Source organism: Pseudooctadecabacter sp. (assembly GCF_965657175.1).
Taxonomy (GTDB): domain Bacteria; phylum Pseudomonadota; class Alphaproteobacteria; order Rhodobacterales; family Rhodobacteraceae; genus Octadecabacter.
Genome location: NZ_CBFHNH010000004.1, coordinates 44958 through 61367 on the forward strand (window position 1 = coordinate 44958; position 16410 = coordinate 61367).

At 58.9% G+C, this 16410-nt stretch carries 14 protein-coding genes; 11 read left to right on the plus strand and 3 right to left on the minus strand.

Annotated elements, in window-relative coordinates:
• Window positions 1-86: 86 nt before the first annotated feature.
• Window positions 87-266 (minus strand): Flp family type IVb pilin, encoded by a 180-nt coding sequence (locus ACTG36_RS05270; RefSeq protein ID WP_375279737.1) that lies wholly within the window; start codon window positions 264-266, stop codon window positions 87-89.
• Between the two features lie 399 nt (window positions 267-665).
• Here ACTG36_RS05270 and ACTG36_RS05275 point away from each other — a divergent pair, with 399 nt between their 5' ends.
• Window positions 666-1331, plus strand: coding sequence for a response regulator transcription factor (locus tag ACTG36_RS05275; protein ID WP_439141636.1), 666 nt, complete (start codon window positions 666-668; stop codon window positions 1329-1331).
• 66 nt (window positions 1332-1397) lie between these two features.
• On the plus strand, window positions 1398-2708 hold the full coding sequence (locus tag ACTG36_RS05280) for a cytochrome-c peroxidase (RefSeq protein WP_375279739.1): 1311 nt from the start codon (window positions 1398-1400) through the stop codon (window positions 2706-2708).
• Here the strand turns inward: ACTG36_RS05280 and ACTG36_RS05285 are convergent.
• Entirely contained in the window at window positions 2705-4168 is a 1464-nt protein-coding gene (locus ACTG36_RS05285; RefSeq protein WP_375279740.1) for a CRTAC1 family protein, read from the minus strand. The two genes, ACTG36_RS05280 and ACTG36_RS05285, sit on opposite strands and share 4 nt — an antisense overlap.
• Window positions 4165-5433, minus strand: a complete 1269-nt coding sequence (locus ACTG36_RS05290) for an ROK family protein (protein WP_375279741.1) — start codon at window positions 5431-5433, stop codon at window positions 4165-4167. The genes ACTG36_RS05285 and ACTG36_RS05290 overlap by 4 nt, the downstream gene beginning before the upstream one ends.
• Before the next feature lie 212 nt (window positions 5434-5645).
• Here ACTG36_RS05290 and xylF point away from each other — a divergent pair, with 212 nt between their 5' ends.
• The 9 genes from xylF to ACTG36_RS05335 all read left to right on the plus strand — a co-directional run bounded on the left by xylF (window position 5646) and on the right by ACTG36_RS05335 (window position 16409).
• Complete coding sequence (gene xylF, locus ACTG36_RS05295; RefSeq protein ID WP_375279742.1) at window positions 5646-6680, plus strand: D-xylose ABC transporter substrate-binding protein; 1035 nt, start codon at window positions 5646-5648, stop codon at window positions 6678-6680.
• A gap of 118 nt (window positions 6681-6798) precedes the next feature.
• Entirely contained in the window at window positions 6799-8091 is a 1293-nt protein-coding gene (locus ACTG36_RS05300; RefSeq protein ID WP_375279743.1) for a sugar ABC transporter permease, read from the plus strand.
• A 79-nt stretch (window positions 8092-8170) separates the two neighbouring features.
• Window positions 8171-8917 carry an ATP-binding cassette domain-containing protein gene (locus ACTG36_RS05305; RefSeq protein ID WP_375279744.1) on the plus strand — a complete coding sequence of 249 codons (747 nt, stop codon included), beginning with the start codon at window positions 8171-8173 and terminating at the stop codon, window positions 8915-8917.
• The gene (gene xylB / locus ACTG36_RS05310; protein WP_375279745.1) at window positions 8917-10347 is read left to right on the plus strand and encodes a xylulokinase; all 1431 of its coding nucleotides are present in this window, start codon (window positions 8917-8919) and stop codon (window positions 10345-10347) included. Before ACTG36_RS05305 ends, xylB begins: the two co-directional genes overlap by 1 nt.
• Before the next feature lie 2 nt (window positions 10348-10349).
• Window positions 10350-11651, plus strand: coding sequence for a xylose isomerase (xylA, locus tag ACTG36_RS05315; RefSeq protein ID WP_375279746.1), 1302 nt, complete (start codon window positions 10350-10352; stop codon window positions 11649-11651).
• Between the two features lie 133 nt (window positions 11652-11784).
• Window positions 11785-12489, plus strand: a complete 705-nt coding sequence (locus tag ACTG36_RS05320) for a GntR family transcriptional regulator (protein WP_375279747.1) — start codon at window positions 11785-11787, stop codon at window positions 12487-12489.
• Window positions 12479-13387, plus strand: coding sequence for a dihydrodipicolinate synthase family protein (locus ACTG36_RS05325; protein WP_375279748.1), 909 nt, complete (start codon window positions 12479-12481; stop codon window positions 13385-13387). The genes ACTG36_RS05320 and ACTG36_RS05325 overlap by 11 nt, the downstream gene beginning before the upstream one ends.
• Entirely contained in the window at window positions 13384-14862 is a 1479-nt protein-coding gene (locus ACTG36_RS05330) for an aldehyde dehydrogenase (protein WP_375279749.1), read from the plus strand. The genes ACTG36_RS05325 and ACTG36_RS05330 overlap by 4 nt, the downstream gene beginning before the upstream one ends.
• A complete protein-coding gene (locus ACTG36_RS05335) occupies window positions 14859-16409 on the plus strand; it encodes a trimethylamine methyltransferase family protein (protein WP_375279750.1) in 1551 nt (516 codons plus the stop codon). The genes ACTG36_RS05330 and ACTG36_RS05335 overlap by 4 nt, the downstream gene beginning before the upstream one ends.
• Window position 16410: the final 1 nt, after the last annotated feature.

Consider the following 16410-nt stretch of genomic DNA (forward strand, 5'->3'; position numbering starts at 1 on the left):
GGTATTTTCGGGGAAGTTGGGGCCGCCCCCGCAGGTTTGAGGTCTACGGGAGCGTCAATTTGTTTGGGGGCGAGACTGCCGAAACCTTAGGATGGCAGGGCAGATCCAGCAGCGGTCATGGACCCGCCAACGTCGCCGGCCAATGTCACAAGCGCGCCGGCGCCCAGAGTGATTGCAAGGCCCAGCGCGATCCCGTACTCGACCAGAGTTGCGCCATCTTCGTCTGCGCGAAATGTCATCCATTTTGCCATGAGGTAGTGTGTCATTGTCGTTCTCCGTAGTTGTTTAAGTCGTGCTTCAAAGTTCGGTGTGAACCTTGCTGTGTGTCCTAAGGGTGCGGAATGCCCCGACGCGACGCATCATCCATTTGGATGAGGCTTGTCGCCGGAAAGCCGTCAAAAGTCGTGCTGCCCCAAAGTTGCCATTAAACGGTGATTTTCTTGGCGTAATCCCGTCAGGCCGCCGCCTTTTTCGAGGATTTTCGGCAACGGGACGTCGCGGCGCCAAAAAAGTTTCACCGTCACAAAAAATTAATTCTCGGGTGAAATTTCTCAAAAATACCTCCATTCCGGTGCGCGTATCAGGGTAAACACAAAGAAATCGTCCGCGCCGAGGGTCGAAATATGACGCGTGTCTTAAGAATTTCGGAATCGTGAGAAGGGAAAATGGAGACATTTGAACAGACATCCCCGGGCGCGGAGCATTTGATTCGGTTTATCAGTTCTCTCATTTGGGCATTGTCTGCACGCGGGGATATGGACCGCGCTGTGGCTGAGGTTGCCCTTCTGTGTTCCGCGCGCGAGGCCAGTTTCCTGCGCCTTGATCATCGGGTGTCTGCGGTTCGTGTTATTGCGGCACTTGATGAGGCCGCTGTTGATGAAGACGCCGCACGTGCGATCGGCCATCATCCGGCAGGCAAATTGACTGAGGTCACGTCAAGCCGTGGCACGCAATGGGGCATCGTGCTTGAGGAGGGCTACGCCCACACCGATTTATTGATGCTGACCTGCGGCACCTCTGGTTGGCTTCCTGCCTTGGCGGCGGAGCTGCCGCAGATCTGGAACGCGCGGCGAAAGGGGCTTGTGAGTGAAATCGTGGGCGAAGAGGGAACCCACGTTGCCATCCTAAGCCCCCGAAATCCTTATGCGTTGACCCCGTCCGAAAAGCAGATTTGCCACCTTCTGAGAGATGGTTTGTCCGCAAAAGACATGGCTGCGCGGTTGGATGTGTCGATGCCAACGGTCCGAACGCACCTGCGCAACATCTATGCTAAGACAGAACTGGACGGAATGGTGGCGGTTATGCATCGCCTGCATGCGGACGGCCTATAAACCTGCCTGTTTCATTGCAATAAGCCCTTGGCCGTTTCATCTTTTGGGCAGCCTTGGGAGGATGACATGAAGACCATTTTGGGTATTTTGCTGTGCGGGATCGCCGGTGGGGGCGTGGCGCAAAATCTCCCCGCGCCCGTAACCGATGACATCTATGCGCCTGTCGATCTGGCCGAGGCGGAGCTGGGGCAACTGCTGTTCTATGATGCGATCCTGTCGGGCAATCGCACCGTGTCTTGCGCCACGTGTCATCACCCTGATTTTGCCACCGCCGATGGCGTGTCGCTGTCCATCGGGGATGGCGGGATTGGCCTTGGGCCAGACCGGCGTGTTGATCCGGACAATCCGCCCGAAGAACGTATCCCGCGCAACGCACCAGCCTTGTTCAACCTTGGCGCAAAGGAATTTACGGTGATGTTTCACGATGGCCGCTTGGAGGCTGATGCGACCCATCCCAGCGGGCTGCGGACGCCAATGGACGCAGATATGGCCAATGGCTTTGCCTCGGTTTTGTCCGCGCAAACGATGTTTCCCGTTCTTAGTCGTGATGAGATGGCCGGGTCGTTTCGAGAAAACGACATCGCGCTGGCCGTGCGTCAGGGGCGGATCGGCGGGGCGGGTGGCGCGTGGGATTTGTTGTCGCGCCGCGTGGCAGCTGTGCCGGACTATGCCGCGCGGTTTGAAGCTGTCTATCCGCATATCAACGAACCGGATGATATCGCGTTTACCGATATCTCGAACGCGCTGGCAGTCTTTATGGCATGGGAGTGGCGGTCTGATACCTCCCCCTTTGATGGGCACCTAAGGGGCGATCTTTTGACGGGTGATGCGCTGGCAGGGCTTGATCTATTTTATGGCGACGCGGGCTGTTCGTCCTGTCACTCGGGGCCGTTCCAGACGGATTATCAGTTTTACGCCATGGGTGCGCCGCAGATCGGTCCGGGTAAATCCGCGACCTTTGAAAACCATTACCGTGATGAAGGCCGGTTTCGGGTGACCGGCGATCCCGCTGATCTTTATGCCTTTCGCACGCCATCTTTGCGCAATGTCGCGAAGACCGGGCCATGGGGGCATGCCGGCGCGCATGGCAATTTGACCGATTTCGTGCGCGATCACCTTGATCCGGTTGCGAGCCTTGCGCGGTATGATCGTGATCAGGTGGTGTGGCCTGATTTTGACGCGGTGGATTTTGCTGTGATGGATGATCCGGACCAAGTGGCGGCCATCGCGCAGGCAGTCACGGTGCCGCCCGTGTCCCTTTCTGACGTCGAAATTGCGCAGATCGTCGCGTTCCTCGACAGCTTGACGGACCCTGCCGCAATCAACGGACGATTGGGCATTCCACAGGCCGTGCCCAGCGGGCTGCCGTTGCCTTAGGGTTTCTCGATGGTGACAGTCTGATTGGCTGCGACGTCATGTGACGTTTCCGTCCCGTCGGGCCAGATCACCGAAATCGTGACATCTGTCTGCGCGCCCAATCCGAAATGGCGGGGCAATAGCTGTCCGCCCGCGTGGCCACCGCCGATGGTGTTTTGCTGGCTTTGCGCCCCGATGCGGATCACGGCACCGATGGCGTTAACATTCCCGCCCGTTTGGCGCAGCCTGATACCCAGCCAGTTGCCCGTGTCCGCTGTGACATTGCGATAGATCTCAAGCGGAGCGCGGCGGTTCGCGACGATCAGGTCAAGCCGCCCGTCGCCGTCAAAATCCGCCAAAGCCGCCCCGCGCGATCGATCGGTTGAGGCGACGCCGGCGCTTGCGGCATGTTCAACAAACCGACCATCTGGGCCTTGCATCAACAGGTTGTTGGGATCACGGGTCGCCATGCCGGGCATCTGGTCAACGTTGCCTTTGGCAATGAACAGATCGGCCCGCCCGTCATTGTCCACATCGGCAAATTCGGCGTGCCACCCTGTCGATGGGCGACCTTCGTCGCCGATGTGGGGGCGCTGGGCGTAGGACCCGATCTCATAGGGGGCGGCCTGATAGGTGCCGTCCGGTTGGGCCAGTTGCAGCAACTGATCCCCCATTGAGGTCAGCATGACCTCATCCCGCCCATCGCCGTTCAGATCACGGGATGCGATGCCCATCCCCCAGAGGGAGACATTTTGCCAACCATCGTCCGGCCCAAGAAAGCGCCGTTCGGTGATGTCCCACATCTGTTCGTATCCACCGCTGACATAGTAGTGCCGGTCGTTAGATAGCCGCAGGGTCGGGCGGCCACGGGCATCAAGGGCAGCAAGGATCGACAGAGGGCAAAAGCCGGGGGTCAGGTCGGTGCCGGTATATCCATCCGCAGTTGGCGTGAGCAGTTCGTTGTCATCGCACGCCTCGAACGGGCCCATTGGGTCGTCACGGTCGACGTAGTTGCCTATGGCCAAGGTCGGGCGGTTGCCCTCCCACCATGCGGTGAAGGCAGTCGACCAACGGTCATTTTGCGGCAGGCCCCACTGGGCGGTCGCATCGGTAAAGGTGCAATCAGGTCCGCCCTTCAGCGCAATATTTGCACCGGCCCGCAGCACGTAAAGGTCTGTATAGGCGTCGCCGTCCATGTTGATCGGGTAGGCCCCTGTGACGGCTGTGAGTGCGGGCAGACCTGCGTCTTCAAACGTGAAACCACCACGATTGAGGATTAGCTTTGCGGGTGTGCTGCCGCCCGCCGCAAAAATGTCGGGCAAGCTGTCGTTGTTGCAGTCAAAGACCGCGATGCCGCCGCCCACAAAATGTGTCCAGTCTCCGTCATAGACGTGATGGGGCAGGGCGGCGGAATGATCCTCAAACAGGGGATCGGCGGCCAAGGGTGCCGCCAACAGACAAAGGCAGGCCGCGCGGATCATGTGCTGCGTGCCTCTCCCCCGATAAGGGTGTCGGTCACATGGGACAAAGCAAGCGCACCTGCACCACGGGCCCAGACCAGATCCCCCCATGCATGGATCGCCACTTTGCAGGGTTTGCGACCTTCGTTGAGAGTGAGTTTTTGCATCTCATCCATCACCGTTTCCGCATAAAGGTAGTCGTACTGCATCCGCTCGCCCGACAGAATGATCAGCGCCGGATCGAAAAGCTGCACGACATTAGACAGGCCCAAGGACAGGTAGCGCCCCGCACGGCGGAAAATCGTCTCTGCGGCGGTGTGGCCGGATTTGGCTTGCTGAAACAGCATCTCAAGCATGTCTGCGGGGCGATTTGTGACCGCCATGTCCGGATCAAGCGCCGTGGCAGCTTCGCGGCTGAGGGCGTAATCCGCAAGATAGGCCTCAAGGCAACCGCGCTGGCCGCACCGACACAAAGCACCGTCCAGTTGCACTTTGGTATGGCCCAGTTCCAGACCCATCCCGTGGGCGCCGCGGTACAGGGTGTTGTTGAACACCAACCCCATGCCCACTCCGCTTTCGATCGTTACCACGGCGAAGTTCGACATGGTGCGCCCTTGGCCGAACCACAGCTCCGCCAAGGTCAGCATATTGGCATCGTTGTCCAAAACCATCGGTATGTTGAACCGTTCCGTAAAGGCTTGCGACAGGTTTTCATCGCTGGTGGACAGCAAGGACGACCAGACCACGCTGCCTGATCCGTGATCGACGATGCCGGGCAATCCGATGCCCACCGCAAGAATATCGTCTTCCGATTTGCCGCTGATGGCCAGGAGCTTGCGGATCAACGCCTCTGTCTCGTTCATCAACTGGTCCACGGGGCGGCGGGTTTCGTGGGACGTCAGGTCCGCATCCGCAATCAGGTTACCCGCAAAGTCGATCATCACAGCGGTGTGGCGTTTGAAGGCCAGTTTGATGCCAATCACAAACCCCGCATCCGGCACGACCTTAAGCGCCACGCGGGGCCGACCGCGCCCAGATTCGCGCGGGGTGCTTTCGACCTCTTCCAGCAGGCCCGAGGCAATCAGATCGGCGGTCAGTGTGGTGGCCGACCCCGGACTGATGTTGAGGGCTTTGGTGATGTCCGTTCGGGCCGCCTGACCGCGACCACGCACATATTCAAAGGCGTCCTGACGCAGTGACGTTCCCCCATCGCGACCACCGGCCAACAGTGGGCCGCAGCCCTCGGCGGGATCATGGGATGGGATTTGGGTCAGCACACCAGACATTTTTCAACCGCTGAATTAAAAATGCCGCACGTGCAGCATAATTGGACGAATTAGCCTCACGTTAGGGCTATTTTTCGGACTTGGCGACAAAAATTTGCAACTTTTGTAATTTTTATTTTGACAGCTAAAATAAATTGGAGGAGTTTAAGCGACATCGGGTCAAACGACTCGCTGCCGCTCGACTTTGGGCGGGGATAACTGGGAGGTTACCAATGAAAAAAATCTTTATGGCCGCCGCTTTGGCGGCGACTTCTTTGGGCACGACTGTGTATGCAGACGGTCACGGCGTAACGGTTGGCGTAAGCTGGTCGAATTTCCAAGAGGAACGCTGGAAAACTGACGAAGCAGCGATTGTTGCAGCCCTCGAAGCGGCTGGTGCGACCTATGTGTCTGCCGATGCGCAGTCGTCTTCGTCCAAGCAGCTGTCTGACGTCGAAAGCCTGATCGCACAGGGTGTGGATGCCCTGATCATTCTGGCACAAGACAGCGCCGCGATTGGCCCCGCTGTTGACGCCGCCGCCGCCGAAGGCATTCCGGTTGTGGGCTATGACCGTCTGATCGAAGACAGCCGTGCGTTCTACCTCACATTCGACAACGTCGAAGTGGGCCGCATGCAGGCGCGTGCCGTTCTGGCAGCACAGCCATCCGGCAACTACGTCATGATCAAGGGCTCCCCCACCGATCCAAACGCAGACTTCCTGCGTGGTGGTCAGCAGGAAATCCTGCAGGCAGCAATCGATGCCGGTGACATCACGATCGTTGACGAAGCCTATACCGATGGTTGGTTGCCTGCGAACGCACAGCGCAACATGGAACAGATCCTGACAGCCAACGACAACAATGTTGACGCTGTTGTGGCCTCCAACGACGGCACCGCCGGCGGTGTTGTGGCCGCTCTGACAGCGCAGGGCATGGAAGGCATTCCAGTGTCCGGTCAGGATGGCGATCACGCTGCACTGAACCGCGTTGCACTTGGCACACAGACCGTGTCCGTCTGGAAAGACGCACGTGAGCTGGGCGCAGCCGCTGGGTCCATCGCGGTTCAGCTTGCTGAAGCCGACGGTGACTTCTCTGCGGTTGAAGGTGTTATGGAATGGACGTCCCCTGCGGGCACCGACATGGCGGCCATCTTCTTGGCGCCTGTGCCTGTGACGGCTGACAACCTTAGCGTTGTGACAGATGCCGGTTGGATCGAAGTCGATGCACTGTGCCAGGGCGTGACCGACGGTCCCGCACCTTGTAACTAAGACGATCCCGTGGCCCGCCGCCCTAGCATGCGGGCCACGGATTTCTCGATTCCCTGAAAATTCGCTATTGTCACCGCAGGCCGTATCAATGCGCGCCTGAGCGGAGGAGCCATACCCCATGTCCGATCAAACGGCACATGCCCCAAAGACCCAGACCAAACGCAGCTTTTTCCAGGAGCTTGAGCTTGATACGCGCCTTCTGGGCATGATCGGCGCATTCATTCTGGTCGCTTTGGTATTCAACATCCTGACCGAGGGGCGCTTTTTGACGCCGCGCAATATTTTCAACCTTACGATCCAGACCGTGAGCGTCGCCATCATGGCGACTGGCATGGTGTTCGTGATTGTCACCCGCCATATCGACCTGAGCGTCGGCGCAGTGCTGGCGACCAGTTCGGCCTTTATGGCCATGTTGCAAGTCCGCTGGCTGCCCGAGATGCTGGAGCTTGGCCATTGGGCGATCCCGTGGATCACCATCGCGGGTGGTTTGATCATCGGCGCGCTGATCGGGGCTTTCAACGGCTGGATGATCGGGTATCTGAGCATCCCCGCCTTCATCGTCACCTTGGGCGGGTTTCTCGTCTGGCGCAACGTGGGCTGGTACATGACCGAAGGTCAAACCATCGGGCCGCTGAATGAAACGTTCAAGACCTTCGGAGGGATCAGTGGCACCTTGGGTGGGCCCGTCAGCTGGATGGTCGGCATCATCGCCATGATCGCAACGGCAGTTCTGATCTTCAACAGCCGCCGTGTGAAGACCAAGCATGGCTTCAACGTAAAACCAATGTGGGCAGAAGTGTCCTTGGTTGCGATCTGCGTGGCGGCGATCGCGGGGTTCATCGGTATCCTCACCAGCTACACCGTGCCGGAGCGCGTGGTTGCCCGTGATCCAAGCCGTTTTGGATGTGAAGTCGCAGAAGGCTGCACGCCGGTCTACGGCCTGCCGATTTCGGTCTTGTTGTTGATTGCCGTGGCCGCTGCCATGACAATCATCGCGCAGAAAACACGGCTGGGTCGCTACATCTTTGCCACCGGCGGTAACCCGGATGCGGCGGAATTGTCGGGCATCAACACGCGGATGTTGACTGTTAAAATCTTCACCCTGATGGGCATTCTGTGTGGTCTTGCTGCCTTGGTCGCTTCGGCCCGTTTGGCCAACCACACCAATGACATCGGCACCTTGGACGAACTGCGCGTCATCGCGGCAGCGGTTATCGGAGGCACAGCATTGTCGGGTGGTCTGGGCACGATCTATGGCGCGATTTTGGGCGCGCTGATCATGCAGTCGCTGCAATCGGGCATGGCCATGGTGGGTGTGGATGCGCCGCTCCAAAACCTTGTGGTGGGTGCCGTTCTGGTCCTCGCCGTCTTTATCGACATTCAGTACCGCAAACGTGTGGGGGCGAAATGATGCAGGTATCCCCGAAGCGATACTTTACCTTTGAAACCGCGCCTTTGGCGCGACACCGCAAACGTGTGGGGGCAAAATAATGGCACCTTTGGTTGAAATGAAAAACGTCTCTATCGCGTTTGGTGGGGTGCAGGCGGTCGACAACGTGTCGATCAGTTTGGACGCCGGTGAGGTTGTGGGCCTGTTGGGCCACAACGGGGCGGGCAAGTCGACACTGATCAAGATGCTGTCTGGGGCCTACAAGATGGACAGTGGTGAAATCTTTATCAACGGCGAAAAGGCGGTGATTTCATCGCCCCGTGACGCCCGCGACCACAACATCGAAACGATCTACCAGACGCTGGCTTTGGCCGACAATCTGGATGCTGCGTCGAACCTCTTTTTGGGGCGTGAGATCACAAATGCCTTCGGCTTTGTGGATGACGACCGGATGGAGGCCGAAACCCGCAAGATCATGGCGCGGCTGAACCCGAATTTCAAAAAGCTCAAAGAACCGGTGTCCGCGCTGTCTGGTGGGCAACGGCAGTCCGTGGCGATTGCCCGCGCAGTCTATTTCAACGCCAAAATCCTGATCATGGATGAACCGACAGCGGCGTTGGGGGTGCATGAAACCGCCATGGTGGCCGAACTTATTCAGGAGTTGAAAAAGCAAGGTCTGGGGATTTTCCTGATTTCCCACGACACGCGTGAGATGATGGAATTGTGCGACCGTGTGGCAGTGATGAAAAATGGCCAGATGGTCGGCGCCGAACGTGTTGAAGACGTGACCGAGGATGACATCCTGTCGATGATCATTCTGGGCAAAAACCCCAAGGCCGCCGCCTGATGTATATCGGTCTTGATCTTGGGACGTCGTCCCTCAAGGCGATTGCGGTCGATGAGGCGCAGAGGCTGGTGGCGGAATATTCCGTTCCGCTGACGGTGCAGCGTCCTCATGATGGCTGGTCCGAACAGGACCCCCAATCGTGGTGTGACGCCACGATTGAGGCTTTGCGCGCCTTGGCGGGGAAGGTCGATTTGTCAGGCCTGCGCGGGATCGGGCTGGGCGGTCACATGCATGGCGCCACATTGGTGGGTGCCGATGACGCGCCGCTGCGGCCCTGTATGCTTTGGAACGACACGCGGTCGGCCAAACAGGCGGCGGCCATGGACGCCGATGCGCGGTTTCGCAATCTGACCGGCAACATCGTCTTTCCGGGCTTTACCGCGCCCAAGGTCGACTGGGTGCGCGAAAACGAACCCGACGTGTTCGAAAAGATCGCCAAGGTTTTGTTGCCCAAGGATTACCTGCGCCTGTTCCTGACCGGCGAACATGTGTCCGAGATGTCGGATGCCGCTGGTACGTCGTGGCTTGATACCGGTGCGCGGGACTGGTCGGATGACCTGCTCGCGGCCTGTCATTTGTCTCGCGATCAGATGCCTGCCTTGGTCGAAGGGTCCGCCGTGTCCGGTCAGCTGCGCGCTGATTTGGCGGCGGCTTTGGGTCTGCCGCGCTGCGTGATCGCGGGCGGTGCGGGCGACAATGCGGCTGCGGCCATCGGTGCAGGCGTGGTGCGGGACGGGACGGGGTTCGTGTCGCTGGGCACCTCTGGCGTTTTGTTTGCCGCCAACGCGGGCTACCGGCCCGATCCCGCGACCGCCGTTCATACGTTTTGCCACGCCGTGCCAGATACGTGGCACCAGATGGGCGTCATTCTGGCAGCCACCGACGCGCTGAACTGGTTGGCGCAGTTGACCGGCCAATCGGCGGTGGCCCTGACGCAGGACTTGGGCGATGTGACGGCCCCGTCGCGCACCTTGTTTCTGCCTTATCTGGGTGGCGAACGTACACCCCACAACAATGCGGCCATCCGCGGGCAATTCTTGCATCTGGATCACGCAACCGACGCGAAAGAGGCCGCCCGCGCAGTTCTTCAGGGCGTGTGCTACGCTTTTGCCGATTGCCGCGATGCGCTGGCCGCGACCGGCACGACATTGCCACGCGCTTTGGCGATGGGGGGCGGTGCGAAATCCGATCACTGGCTTGAAATGATGGCAACGACATTGGGCTTTCCCCTGGACGTGCCTGAGGCGGGTGATTTTGGCGCGGCCTTGGGGGCTGCGCGCTTGGGCATGATGGCTGCCGGTGCCAGTACAGACATCGCGACACAACCGCCTTTGGCAAAAACGATCGCCCCGAACACAGACCTGAGTGCAGCCATGGCCGACGGTCATGGCCGTTACACACAGGCATATTCAATATTGAAGGATCTTTGATCATGACTGACTTTTTCAACGGCATTCCGAAGATCGCCTATGAAGGGCCTGACAGCACCAATGAATTTGCGTTCCGGCACTACAATCCGGACGAAATGGTCATGGGCAAAACCCTCAAGGATCATCTGCGCTTTGCGGCGGCCTATTGGCATTCCTTCGCGTGGCCCGGTGGTGATCCGTTCGGCGGCCAGACCTTTGATCGGCCATGGTTTGGCGACACGATGGATTTGGCCCGCCTGAAAGCAGATGTGGCGTTTGAGATGTTCGATATCTTGGATGTGCCGTATTTCTGTTTCCACGATGCCGATGTCCGCCCAGAGGGTGCGGATTTCGCGGAAAATACCGCCCGTCTGGAAGAGATCGTCGATTACTTCGGTGAAAAGATGGACGCCAGCGGCATGAAGCTGTTGTGGGGGACTGCGAACCTGTTTTCGCACCGTCGTTTCATGGGCGGTGCGGCCACGAACCCCGACCCTGAGGTTTTCGCCTTTTCTGCCGCGACCATCAAAACCTGCATGGATGCCACCATGAAGCTGGGTGGCGAAAACTACGTGTTGTGGGGGGGGCGCGAAGGTTATGAAACCCTGCTGAACACAGACATGGGCCGCGAACGTGCGCAGGCGGGGGCCATGTTGCAGATGGTGGTCGACTACAAACACAAGATTGGTTTCAAGGGGGCGATATTGATCGAACCCAAACCGCAGGAGCCCACGAAGCACCAGTACGACTACGATGTCGCCACGGTCTATGGCTTCCTGAAGGACTTCGGCCTTGAAGGCGAAGTGCAGATGAACATCGAACAGGGCCACGCCATTTTGGCCGGTCACACCTTTGAACATGAATTGGCCATGGCGCGGGAATTGGGGATCTTCGGGTCCATCGACATGAACCGCAACGATTACCAATCCGGTTGGGACACGGACCAGTTCCCCAACAACGTCCCCGAAATGGCGCTGGCCTATCTTGAGGTCCTCAAGGCGGGCGGCTTTACCACCGGTGGCACCAACTTTGACGCCAAACTGCGGCGTCAGTCGCTGGACCCAGAAGATTTGATCCTTGCCCATGTGGGCGGCATGGATGCCTGTGCGGCTGGTTTGAAAGCGGCGGCTGCGATCCTTGAAGACGGTGGCCTCGAAGGGGCGCGTCAGGATCGCTACGCGGGCTGGGACAGCGCGTTTGGCAAGGGGCTGATGTCGTCTGACCTTGAAACGATCGAAGCGCAGGTGCGCAAGGATGGCATTAATCCTGAACCACGGTCGGGCCGTCAGGAACGGTTGGAAAATCTGGTGAATCGGTTCGTCTGATCAGTCAATCCAGACGTTTATTTCAAACGGTTGCAGCTTTCGCTGCGGCCGTTTTTCGTTGCGGGTGTCTAGGCAATTTGCTGATTGACGGATTTCGTATTCAATTTGTATACATTGAGTATAAGGAATCGTCATGGCCAAACAAAACAAAAGCCGCTGCGCATCCGATCTGCGCGCGCGCATCCTCACCTTGGACATCGCACCGGGGGCCGATCTTGATGAAGTGACCTTGGCCGAAGAATACGGCATGTCCCGCACGCCACTGCGCGAAGTGTTGCACCGGCTGGCGGGGGGCGGGTTTGTCAGGCTCGAAGAAAATCGCGGCGCAAAAGTCACGTCGATGGATTTTGCCACCATGCGCGTTTTCTTTCAGACGGCTCCGCTGATCTATTGTTCCATCGTGCGGCAGGCCGCTGAAAACCGGACGTCCGAACAATTGGGTGACCTGAGGGACATTCAAGCCCGATTTGCCGCCGCCGCCCGCGCGGGCGACGCCCGCAAGGCGGGTTTGTTGAACCACGATTTTCACGAAAAGATCGGTGACATGGCGCAAAACCCCTATCTGTTTGCCGGTCTCAAACGGATGCTGGTCGACCACACGCGCTTGGGTCAGACGTTTTTTGCGCCCCAATCCCAAGCCGATAAAACCCGCGTCGAAAAGGCGATTGAACAGCATGATGCGATGATTTCGGCCCTAGATGCGCGTGAGGCGGGTTTGGCCACTGACCTGACCTTGCAGCATTGGGATTTGTCCCGTGACCAGTTTGAAAAATACGTCCGGCCCGATCCGCTGCCGCTGGATGTTTTGTCCATGAAAGACCACCGCAATGCAGTTTGAAGGTATCTATACGCCCCTCGTGACGCCCTATCACGACGACTTTTCTGTCAATGAAACCGCCCTCGCGCAGACCGTTGATCATCTGGTCGCAGCCGGTGTGCACGGGATTATCGTCGCCGGATCGACGGGCGAATATTACGCCCAGACCGAAGACGAACGGGTCTGGATGATGAACCACTGTGCCGAATTGATCGCGGGCCGTGTGCCCATGATTGTCGGCACGGGGGCCATCCGCACCGAAGACAGCGTGCGCTTTGCACAAGCGGCAAAGGCCGCCGGTGCGGATGCCTTGTTGGTGGCCACGCCGCCCTATGCCTACCCCACAGGGCGCGAAATTGCGCTGCATGCTTTGGCGGTGGACCGTGCGGCGAACCTGCCGGTGATGCTGTACAATTACCCCGGTCGCATGTCTGTCAATATGGACGAAGACACGTTGGACCGGCTGGGACGGTCGCCCAATTTCTGCGCCATCAAGGAAAGCAGCGGCGACATCAACCGCCTGCACATGTTGGCGCGTGACTACCCCCATATCGCGTTGTCCTGCGGCATGGACGACCAAGCGCTTGAGTTCTTTGCATGGGGCGCGCGGTCTTGGGTCTGTGCGGGGTCCAACTTTGCCCCCGAAGCGCATATCGCGCTCTATCAGGCCTGCGCGGTCGAGGGCGATTTCACCAAAGGCCGCGCGATCATGTCCGCCATGCTGCCATTGATGAGCGTGCTGGAACAGGGCGGCAAGTTCGTCCAATGCATCAAATACGGGCTGACGTTGCGCGGGATTGATGCGGGGCCGCCGCGCAAGCCGCTGCAACCTCTCAATAAAGACGACAAGCGCCAGTTGGCCGAAGTCATCCGCACCATGAACACCACAATTTCCAGCATCACCGGAGACGCACCATGAGCGATCTTTTGACCAAAGCCGAATATCAGGCCATCGCCCGTGACCTTGATCTGCCGCGCACCGCGTACATAGACGGCAAGTATCGCGCAGGCAGTGGCAAGGTGTTCGCGACCGTGAACCCCGCAACGGGCGAAGAACTGACCCAGATTTCAGGCTGCAACGCCGAGGATGTTGATTTCGCTGTCAGCAAAGCGCGTGAAGCCTTTGATCAGGGTCAGTGGTCGAAGCTCCATCCGTCTGACCGTAAAGATGTGCTGATCCGGCTGTGCAAACTAATAACCCGCAACCGTCGCGAACTGGCGGTGATGGAAAGCATCGACAGCGGCAAACCGATCCTTGATTGCGAGACGATTGACGTGCCCGAGACGATCCATTGCATCAAATGGCACGCCGAGGCGGTCGACAAGATTTACGACCAGACCGCCCCCACAGGGGATGACGCGATGTCGATGATTGTGCGCGAACCGATCGGCGTCGTGGGCGCTGTGCTGCCGTGGAATTTCCCGCTGATGATGCTTGCGTGGAAAATCGGGCCTGCCCTTGCGGCGGGCTGTTCGGTCATTGTGAAACCGGCCGAGCAGACGTCGCTGACGGCGTTGCGCGTGGCTGAACTTGCCCATGAAGCGGGCGTGCCGCGCGGTGTGTTGCAGGTGCTTCCCGGTGACGGTCCGGACGTGGGCGAACCTTTGGGTCTGCACATGGATGTCGACATGATCAGCTTCACCGGATCGACCGAGACGGGCAAACGGTTCTTGCGCTATGCGGCTGACAGCAACCTCAAAAAGGTCGTGCTGGAATGTGGGGGCAAGAACCCTGCTGTCGTGTTTGAGGACGCTGAGAACCTCGATAATGTGGCAGAACACGTGGTCAATGCCGCGTTTTGGAACGCTGGGCAAAACTGTTCGGCCACGTCGCGTTTGATCGTGCACTCTTCTGTGAAGTCCGACCTGATGGAGAAGATCGAGGCGCGGTTGCGCGATTGGAAAACGGGTGATCCGCTCGACCCGGGCACCCATATTGGGGCGCTGATTGATGGTGAACACTGCGCCAAAGTGCGCAGCTATTTGGACAAGGGCGATGGCGGTGAAGGGCCGTTTGTCAGCCCGGTGATTTATCACGTCTCCACGGACGACCCCAAAGCCGCAGATGAAATCTTCGGCCCCGTCTTGTGTGTGATTGAGGTCGCGAGCAACGACGAAGCCATCCAAATCGCCAACCAGACCCAATACGGTCTGGCCGCCAGCGTGTTCACCGCCAACACCCGCAGCGCCATTCGTGCCGCGCGCGATATCAAGGCGGGGACCGTGACGGTGAACTGTTATGGCGAAGGCGATATTTCGACCCCCTTTGGGGGCTATAAACAATCCGGCTTTGGGGGGCGCGACAATGGGGTGCATGCCCATGACCAGTTCACGGAACTCAAGACAATTTGGATTGATCTGACCGATCCATCCGAAGGGGACAACGTCGGATGAGTGTGGACGCCGTTGGCACCACCCGTCGGGGGCGCGGCGCACGCAAGGCACTGCGCCAGACGCGTGATGTGACAATGCTGCCCGCGCTGAAACGCGGCATTCCTTTGATGGAACCGATGAGCGCGGAACAGGTCGAGAAGATCGATGCGGCCTCAATGGCCATTCTTGAAGACGTGGGCGTTGTGTTTCGTGATCCGATCGCTTTGGAGGATTGGCGGCGTGCTGGCGCGGATGTGCGCGGCGAAACCGTGCATCTGGATCGCGGGCTGGTGCGCGAATTGATCGCCTCAATCCCCGCGACCTTCACCTATCACGCGCGCAATCCGGCCCATAATCTGCCCTTTGGCAAGGACCACGCGATCTTTGTGCCGATGACCGGCGCGCCCTATTTGCGCGACATGAACGACGAACGCCGCAATCCCACGCTTGAGGATTTGGCGAATTTTCACAAGCTAAGCCAAATGCTCCCCGCGATGCATTCCAGCGCTCATCATATCGTGGAACCCTATGATCACCCGATCAGCCAGCGGCATCTGCGTATCACCTATTCGTCGATGAAACATTCGGACAAGACGTTCATGGGGATGACGACCAGCCCCCGCAATGCCGAAGACGTGCTTGAGATGTGCGCGATCCTGTTCGGGCGTGAATTTATGATGACGCACCCTGTGGTGACGGGGAACTGCAACGGAAACTCGCCGCTTGTCTGGGATGAAACCATGCTGGGCGCGATGCGGGCCTTTGCGCGATATAACCAGCCTGTGCTGTGTTCCCCGTTCGTGTTGGGCGGGGCGAATACGCCTGCGGGCGTGGCACCAACAGTGGCGCAGTTGAACGCCGAAGCGCTGAGCGCGCTGGCCTATACGCAGGTCGTCCAAAAGGGCACGCCCGCGATCTATGGGCACTACTTGTCCACCGTGTCGATGAAGTCCGGCGCGCCGATGGCGGGCACGCCTGAAATCAGTTTGATGAACATGATGATCGGGCAAATGGCGCGGTTTTACGACGTGCCTTGGCGGACATCGAACACCCTTGGCGGGGCCAAGACGTTTGACGCACAGGCGGGATATGAAAGCGCCAGTACGATGATGGCTGCCTTGGTGTCCGGGGCCAATTACATATGGCATTCTGCCGGTTGGAACGAGGCGGGGATGCATTGTTCCATGGCCAAGTTTGTTGTCGACGCCGAACAATGCGCCATGGGGCACCGCATGGCGTCCGGTATCAATTGGGACGATTTTGATGAGGCGTTGCAGGCCGTCCGCGATGTCGGGCCGGGCGGCCACTACCTTGGCCATCCGCATACGTTGGAGAACTTCCAAAAGGCGTTTTTCATGCCTGAGATGTTTGACAATAACTCGATCGAACAATGGCAGGCGGAAGGTGCGGTTGAGATCAATGAACGCGCGCTGACCCGTGTCCGCACGCTGCTGGATGAATATGTTGAACCCACGTTGGATGCCGGTGTGAACGAGGCGCTGCTGGATTACATAGCACGGCGGGAACGTGAGATTCCGGCGGCGGATGCCCTCAACCAGGATCAGTGAT

Excerpts from the sequence above, each read along its gene's own strand:
- ACTG36_RS05330 (WP_375279749.1), top strand. The coding sequence starts at position 13,384 with ATGAGCGATCTTTTGACCAAAGCCGAATATCAGGCCATCGCCCGTGAC.
- ACTG36_RS05335 (WP_375279750.1), top strand. The coding sequence starts at position 14,859 with ATGAGTGTGGACGCCGTTGGCACCACCCGTCGGGGGCGCGGCGCACGC.
- ACTG36_RS05280 (WP_375279739.1), top strand. The coding sequence starts at position 1,398 with ATGAAGACCATTTTGGGTATTTTGCTGTGCGGGATCGCCGGTGGGGGC.
- ACTG36_RS05305 (WP_375279744.1), top strand. The coding sequence starts at position 8,171 with ATGGCACCTTTGGTTGAAATGAAAAACGTCTCTATCGCGTTTGGTGGG.
- xylA (WP_375279746.1), top strand. The coding sequence starts at position 10,350 with ATGACTGACTTTTTCAACGGCATTCCGAAGATCGCCTATGAAGGGCCT.
- ACTG36_RS05285 (WP_375279740.1), bottom strand. The coding sequence starts at position 4,168 with ATGATCCGCGCGGCCTGCCTTTGTCTGTTGGCGGCACCCTTGGCCGCC.
- ACTG36_RS05275 (WP_439141636.1), top strand. The coding sequence starts at position 666 with ATGGAGACATTTGAACAGACATCCCCGGGCGCGGAGCATTTGATTCGG.
- xylB (WP_375279745.1), top strand. The coding sequence starts at position 8,917 with ATGTATATCGGTCTTGATCTTGGGACGTCGTCCCTCAAGGCGATTGCG.
- ACTG36_RS05270 (WP_375279737.1), bottom strand. The coding sequence starts at position 266 with ATGACACACTACCTCATGGCAAAATGGATGACATTTCGCGCAGACGAA.
- ACTG36_RS05300 (WP_375279743.1), top strand. The coding sequence starts at position 6,799 with ATGTCCGATCAAACGGCACATGCCCCAAAGACCCAGACCAAACGCAGC.
- ACTG36_RS05320 (WP_375279747.1), top strand. The coding sequence starts at position 11,785 with ATGGCCAAACAAAACAAAAGCCGCTGCGCATCCGATCTGCGCGCGCGC.
- xylF (WP_375279742.1), top strand. The coding sequence starts at position 5,646 with ATGAAAAAAATCTTTATGGCCGCCGCTTTGGCGGCGACTTCTTTGGGC.
- ACTG36_RS05325 (WP_375279748.1), top strand. The coding sequence starts at position 12,479 with ATGCAGTTTGAAGGTATCTATACGCCCCTCGTGACGCCCTATCACGAC.
- ACTG36_RS05290 (WP_375279741.1), bottom strand. The coding sequence starts at position 5,433 with ATGTCTGGTGTGCTGACCCAAATCCCATCCCATGATCCCGCCGAGGGC.